The organism is Xenophilus sp. Marseille-Q4582 (assembly GCF_916700565.1).
Taxonomy (GTDB): domain Bacteria; phylum Pseudomonadota; class Gammaproteobacteria; order Burkholderiales; family Burkholderiaceae_C; genus Xenophilus.
The window spans coordinates 917604-923978 of record NZ_CAKAKO010000004.1; the positions used below are offsets into that span (position 1 = coordinate 917604).

General features: G+C 70.4%; 6 protein-coding genes. 1 reads left to right on the forward strand and 5 read right to left on the reverse strand.

The genetic code is table 11. The annotated features are described in order from the left end of the window. Positions 1–101: 101 nt before the first annotated feature. Positions 102–1658 carry a lyase family protein gene (locus LG388_RS19800; RefSeq protein WP_225784388.1) on the forward strand — a complete coding sequence of 519 codons (1557 nt, stop codon included), beginning with the start codon at positions 102–104 and terminating at the stop codon, positions 1656–1658. A gap of 192 nt (positions 1659–1850) precedes the next feature. Here LG388_RS19800 and LG388_RS19805 read toward each other — a convergent pair whose 3' ends face one another. The 5 genes from LG388_RS19805 to LG388_RS19825 all read right to left on the reverse strand — a co-directional run bounded on the left by LG388_RS19805 (position 1851) and on the right by LG388_RS19825 (position 6249). Beyond that, positions 1851–2345, reverse strand: coding sequence for a nucleoside deaminase (locus LG388_RS19805; RefSeq protein ID WP_225784389.1), 495 nt, complete (start codon positions 2343–2345; stop codon positions 1851–1853). A gap of 37 nt (positions 2346–2382) precedes the next feature. Continuing rightward, positions 2383–3429 carry a DUF2272 domain-containing protein gene (locus LG388_RS19810; RefSeq protein ID WP_225784390.1) on the reverse strand — a complete coding sequence of 349 codons (1047 nt, stop codon included), beginning with the start codon at positions 3427–3429 and terminating at the stop codon, positions 2383–2385. Between the two features lie 134 nt (positions 3430–3563). Further along, complete coding sequence (locus LG388_RS19815; protein ID WP_225784391.1) at positions 3564–4331, reverse strand: ABC transporter permease; 768 nt, start codon at positions 4329–4331, stop codon at positions 3564–3566. Next, the gene (locus LG388_RS19820) at positions 4328–5173 is read right to left on the reverse strand and encodes an ABC transporter ATP-binding protein (protein WP_225784392.1); all 846 of its coding nucleotides are present in this window, start codon (positions 5171–5173) and stop codon (positions 4328–4330) included. The genes LG388_RS19815 and LG388_RS19820 overlap by 4 nt, the downstream gene beginning before the upstream one ends. 47 nt (positions 5174–5220) lie before the next feature. Continuing rightward, positions 5221–6249, reverse strand: a complete 1029-nt coding sequence (locus LG388_RS19825) for an ABC transporter substrate-binding protein (RefSeq protein WP_304956859.1) — start codon at positions 6247–6249, stop codon at positions 5221–5223. Between the last annotated feature and the right edge of the window lie 126 nt (positions 6250–6375).

A 6375-nucleotide genomic window follows, 5' to 3' on the forward strand; every position in this document is an offset into this window, starting at 1 on the left:
TGCATTCCGTATGGACAAGGGGCCTGCATGATATTTGACCGCATGATGCGCCCAGGCCTATCGTCGGCGGCCGATCCCACGAAGACTTCGGAGACACGCTGATGAGATTCGCCCTTGCCCCGCTGGTCGCGGCGCTGATGGCCGGCCCCGCCCTGGCCCAGGCCCCGGCGACGGCCACGCCTTCCAATGCACCTGCCGCCGCGCCGCGCGCCGCACCCGCGGCCGCCTTGCCCGTGCGCGACGAGTTCTTCTGGCTCGGCGAGATGAACAAGGCCACGGCCGTGATCAACACCGACGAAGGCCTGCTGGACCGCGCGCTGGCGCCGCGCATCGCGGCCGGCATCATCCAGGTGCTCGACGCGGGCGCGCAGCCGGGCGGCAAGCGCCCGTCCACGGTGATCAGCTTCGAGCCGCTGCTGATCGAGGCCGCCGGGCCCGAGGTCACGCTGCTGCACGCCGGCCGCTCCAGCCAGGACATGCACGCCACCTACCGCGCCGCCATGCTGCGCGAAGACCTGTTGCGCCTGGCCGACCAGCTCAACCGGAGCACGGCCTCGCTACTCAGGCTGGCCGAGCGGCATGCCCACACCATCGTGCCCAACTACACGAACGGCGTGGCGGCGCAGCCCAACAGCCTGGGCCACTACCTGCTGGGCCATGCGGCGGGCTTCGAGCGCGACGCGCAGCGCCTGCGCGAGGCCTATGCGCGCGTGGACCGCTCCGCCATGGGCACCACGGTGCTCAACGGCACCAGCTGGCCGCTCAACCGCGAACGCATGGCGGCCTACCTGGGCTTCGCGGGCCTGGTCGACAACGCGTATGACGCCTCGCAGATCTCGTCGATGGAGCATCCGGTGGAAGCCGGCGCCGTGGTCGGCAGCATCGCGCTGCACACCGGCCATGTCGTCGAGGACATCATGACCCAGTACGCGCAGTCGCGCCCCTGGATGCTGCTGGCCGAGGGCGGCAGCAACACCTACGTGTCCAGCGCCATGCCGCAAAAGCGCAACCCCGGCCTGCTCAACACCACGCGGCGCGATGCCTCCACCGCCCTGTCGCTGGCCATGGGCGTGGCCATCCAGGCGCACAACATCACGCCCGGCATGAGCGACCCCAAGGACGTGCGGCCCAACCGCGCGATGGTGGACGCCGGCATCACGGCGCTGCGCAACCTGGAGCGCGTGTTCAACGGCCTGGTCGTGAGCCCCGAGCGCGCGCTGGAAGAGCTCAACAGCGACTGGACCGCCTCGCAGGAGCTGGCGGACGTGCTGATGCGCAAGTACAGGCTGCCCTTCCGCGTCGGGCACCATTTCGCGTCCGAGGTGGTGGACTACGCCAAGGCGAAGGACATCAAGCCGCTGGACTTTCCCTACGCCCAGGCGCGCCGCATCTATGCCGAGGCCGTCCAGGGCACGGCGTACAGCCCGCAGCTGCCCATGAGCGAGGCCGAGTTCCGTGCCACGCTGGATCCGGTGGCGATCGTGAGGAACCGCGCCACGCGCGGCGGCCCGCAGCCGGCCGAGATGGCGCGCATGCTGGCCGAGGCGCAGCAGAAGCTGGCCGCGCAGCAGCAGTGGGTGCAGGCGCGCCGCGCGCACATCGACGCGGCGCTGGCGCAACTGGACGCCGACTTCGCGCGCCTGGCGGGCGTGCGGTGACTTGAAGCACCCCCGAGCCGCTTCGCGGCTCCCCCTCTCTGGCGCCTTCGGCTTGGAGGGAGCGCACCCAGAGGCCTGGCAGAGCCCGTTCCTCGGGTGCCGTGGGGACTTCGCTGCGCTCGTCGGCTTGCTGCACCGGCTTCAGGCTCTCGCGGGGGTCCCCCGTGCCCTGAGCCCCGTGATCTGGGGTCTTCAGGCGGCGCCGCGCGCTTCCCAGAAACCCTGGTGCGTGGCCAGCATCTCGGCCTCCACGGCGGGCACCGGGCCGATCACTTCCACGGCCCGCTGCCCGCGCGCGAAGACCTCGCGGCAGGGCAGGCTCAGCGTGGGGTTCTCGGGGTGGCTGCCCGTGAGCGCGAGCAGCGCCGTTTCCTCGGCGCCGTAGACCACGCGGCCGATGCCGGCCCAGTAGATGCTGCCCGCGCACATGGCGCAGGGCTCGAAGGTGGTGACCAGCGTGCACTGCGCGAGGTAGGCGCCCGGGTAGTTGGCGGCCGCATGGCGCGCCAGCGTCGACTCGGCATGGTTCACCGTGTCGATGTTGCCCTGCTCGGCCAGCACGGTCTCGCCATCGGGGGCCAGCAGCAGCGCGCCGAAGGGATGGCGGCCCATGGCCATGGCGCGGCGCGCCACGCCATCGGCGCGGCGCAGGTGGCGGGTGCATTGCTCGTCGGTCAAGAGGGACATCGGGGGCTCGAAGGAAGAGAAAAGAAGGGGAAGAAACTCAGCGCCACTGCAGCAGCAGCGACCAGGGCTGGTGGCTCAGGTGGCGCCGGGGGCAGCCGGCCGTGCCGGGTTCGCAGGTGCCGGGGCGGTAGCTGGCATCCAGCAGACGGGTGCCGGGGGCGAAGTCCAGGCGCCGGCGCATGACGGTGTCGAGCACGTTGCCGCCCAGCGCGTCGAAGCCCTGGGCATCGACCTGCGTGACCACGTCGCAATGCATGGCCAGCACGCGGCCCGTGGCCAGGCGCTGCTGCAGCGCCTCGGTCAGTGCCTCGTGGTCGTCCAGCCCGGCATTGCGCCCGCGCGCCTGGCACACCAGGTCGCCCACGCGCGGCGTTGTCCGTGTCAGGTCGCAGGTGCGCAGGGCATAGGGGCTGGGCAGGCCCTGGGCCTCGGCCTGGCCCGCGGCCCAGGCGGCGGCCGCGTAGTCGGCATGTGCTTCCGAGAACGCGAAGCGCGGTGCATCCAGCCCCGCTTCGCGCGCGAGCCAGCTGATGAAGGCGGCCGACCAGGGCGTGTCGATCACGGCCACGCGCGCCAGCGCCACGCGCACGGCCTGCTGCTCGTGCGAGGCCAGGCCCTGGTCGGGCCCGACGCCCAGGCCGGCAAGCCGTGCATCGCTGGCCTGCGACAGTGCCTGCTCCAGCAGCGGGCGGTCGGCCGGGCGCAGCGCGCCGACATGGATCTGTGAAGGGTACGGCCCGGCGCCGGCCGGCACGGCCGACCAGTAGCCCAGCACGCGCTGCCAGGGCGCGGGCGTGCGACTCGGCCCGGGCGGCATGCCGGCCTCGACCGAACCCGCGTCCGTGAGCCGGCCTTGGGCGTCGATCTGCGCGCCGCCCCAGGCCGCGTGTTCACGCAGTGCCAGCTGGGCCAGGCGCAGGGCCTGTCCGGGAGGCGGCTGGGTGGCGGTGCTGGCGCACAGTGTGCCAGCCTGGGCCGGCGGATGGCCGTGGGCCAGGGCGGCGCCGAGCAGCGCGCCCGCGAGCAGCAGGGGGCGCCAGGCGCGCCGGCGCGCGGGCAGGGAAAGGGGGGTGGAAGGGCGCATGCACCGCGCAGCTTAGCAAGCGATGCCGGCTACGCGCCCCGGCCCGATGCCCTTCGATGCGCGCCTGCGCCGCGCGGTCGGCCGAAGCCGCCTGTGTGCATGGGGGGCGGGAGGCCGGGCGCGACGCGCTGTTCTCAGTGGCTTTGCGAGCCTCGGTGCGCCCAGGCCGTGGTGCGCTTCTCGATGAAGCTGAACAGTTCGTACATCAGCATCGCCATCGCGCCCACCACCAGCAGGCCGGCGAAGGCCAGGCCCATCTGCATGGCCGAGCCGGCGCTGATCAGCAGGTAGCCGATGCCTTCGTTGGCGGCCGTCATCTCCGACACCGTGGTGCCGACGAAGGCCAGCGTGATCGCGACCTTGAGCGAGCCGTAGAAGTAGGGCATGGAGCGCGGCAGGCCGACCTTGACCAGCACGTCCCAGCGCCTGGCGCCCAGCACGCGCAGCACGTCCTCCAGCTCCGGCTCCAGCGTGGCCAGGCCGGTGGCGATGTTCACCATGATCGGGAAGAAGCTGATCAGGAAGGCGGTGAGGATGGCCGGCCCGATGCCGATGCCGAACCACACCACGAGGATGGGCACGAAGGCCGCCTTGGGCAGTGCGTTGAACGCCGTCATCAGCGGATACACCGCGGCGTAGGCCAGGCGCGAGCTGCCGATCACGAAGCCCAACAGCACGCCCACGACGATGGCGATGCCGAAGCCGGCCATGGTCACCCAGAAGGTGCGCCAGGCATGGCCCGCGATGATGGCCTTGAACTCCCAGAACTGTTCCCAGATGCGCAGCGGGCTCGGGAAGATGAACTCGGACACGTTGAAGGCCGCGCAGACGATCTGCCACAGCGCGACGACGACGAACAGCAGCAGCCAGGGCGACCAGGCTTCGACGACTTTCTTGTTCATTGCGGCAGTGCGTTCTCGGAGGGTTGGGCCGCGCCGCTGCGGATGGCGCCGATGTGGCTGCGCAGTTCGAGCACGATGTCGGTGAATTCCTTGGTGTAGGTGATCTCGAGCTCGCGTGGGCGCGGCAGCTCGATCTCCCGGCGCACCACGAAGCGGCCCGGCGATTTGCTCATCACATAGACCGTGTCGGCCAGGAAGACGCTTTCGCGCAGGTCGTGCGTGACCAGGATCACGTTGAAGCGCTGCTCGGTCCACAGGTCGCGCAGGATGCACCACAGCTCCTCGCGCGTGAAGGCGTCCAGCGCGCCGAAGGGCTCGTCCAGCAACAGCATCTTGGGCTCGTGGATCAGCGCGCGGCAGATGCTGGCGCGCTGCTGCATGCCGCCCGACAGCTGCCAGGGGAACTTGTCCTCGTAGCCGCCCAGGCCCACCTTCTGCAAAAGGCGGCGGGCGCGTTCCTCGTACTCCTTGCGCTTTTGCTTGAAGCTGGAGCGGTAGGGCTCGACGATCTCCAGCGGCAGCAGCACGTTGTCGACCGTGGTGCGCCACGGCAGCAGCGAGGGCGCCTGAAAGGCCATGCCCGAGATCTTCAGCGGCCCGGTCACGGGCTGGCCGTCGATCAGGATCTTGCCCATCGAGGGCATCTTCAGCCCCGTGGTGAGCTTCATGAAGGTGGACTTGCCGCAGCCCGAAGGGCCGACGATGGCGATGAATTCGCCCTGCCTGACCTTGAGGTCGATGGCTTCCACCGCGAAGTGGTTGGCGCGCAGCAGTTCCTCGTTGTAGGCGAGCCAGACGTCGCGGAAGTCGACGAAGGGGCTGTCCGGGGGGGGAGCCGTCATGGATGGGGGTTCCTCTTCTTGTTTGTCGGGGGCGGTGGCCGCGGGGTTCAGGGCTTGGGCAGCACGTCCAGCTCGGCCGCGCTGGGCAGGAAGCTGCCGTTCCACACCGCATGCGCGGGCACCGGGTGCTTGGTGGCGTAGGCCTTGGCGACCTGCTCGGCCATGCGCTGCAGGCGGTCGGTGCGCAGCTGGCCGAAGCCTTCGGTGCGCGCACCGGCGCCGTCCACGGCGGTCTCGATGGTGAGCTGGAGGCGTTTGACTTCCAGCGGCGTGTTCACGAGTCCGTCCTTGGCCTTGAGCGAGGCGATCGCGGCTTCGGGGTCGGCGATCGCTTCCCTGGCGCCCTTGGCGAAGGCCTTGAGGAAGGCGCGCACCGCCTCGGGCTTCTCGGCGATCAGCCGGGGGCTGGCGATGATCACGTTGCCGTACAGCTGCACGCCGTGCGTGGCGTAGGGCAGCACGACGATGTCTTCGCGCTTCACACCGCGCGCTTCCAGGTTCAGCAGGCTGGTGAAGGTGTAGCCGGTCACCGCGTCCACGTCGCCGCGCACCAGCATGGTCTCGCGCAGCGGCGGGTCCATGGTGGTCCACTGCACCTCGCCCACGCCGTTGGCCTGCGCGAAGATCGGGAAGGTGCGGCGGCCGGCGTCGAAGATGGGGGCGCCCATCTTCCTGCCCGTGAGGTCGCTGGCCTTGGCAATGCCCGACTTCTTCAGCGCCATCACCGAGGCCGGCGTGGTGTTGTAGATCACCATCACGGCCACCGGCTTGATCGGTGCGCCGGGGTTGTTGGCGTGGAACTCCATCAACGCCGCCAGGTCCGCGAAGCCCAGGTCGTGCGTGCCCGAAGCGACGCGCTGGATGGCACCCGCGCCACTGGCGGCTTCCACCGTCACGTCCAGCCCGACTTCCTTGAAATAGCCCTTCTGTTCCGGGTGCACGAAGAAGGCGGCCGGCCCTTCGAAGCGCCAGTCGAGCTGGAACTTCAGCGGGGTGAGGGGCTGGGCATGGCTCCAGGACGAGGCGGTGAGGGCCAGCAGGGCGGTGGCGGCTTGCAGCAGTGCGCGCTTGTTCACGGGGTGCAGAAAGACCGGGAAGTCACGCCCCACGGGCAGAAAGCCGGCATCCAGCATCTGTGGTGGCGTGGCGCCCACCACCACCCAGTCGCGGTCGCTGCCGGGCTGGCCAAGCAAGGCATCACG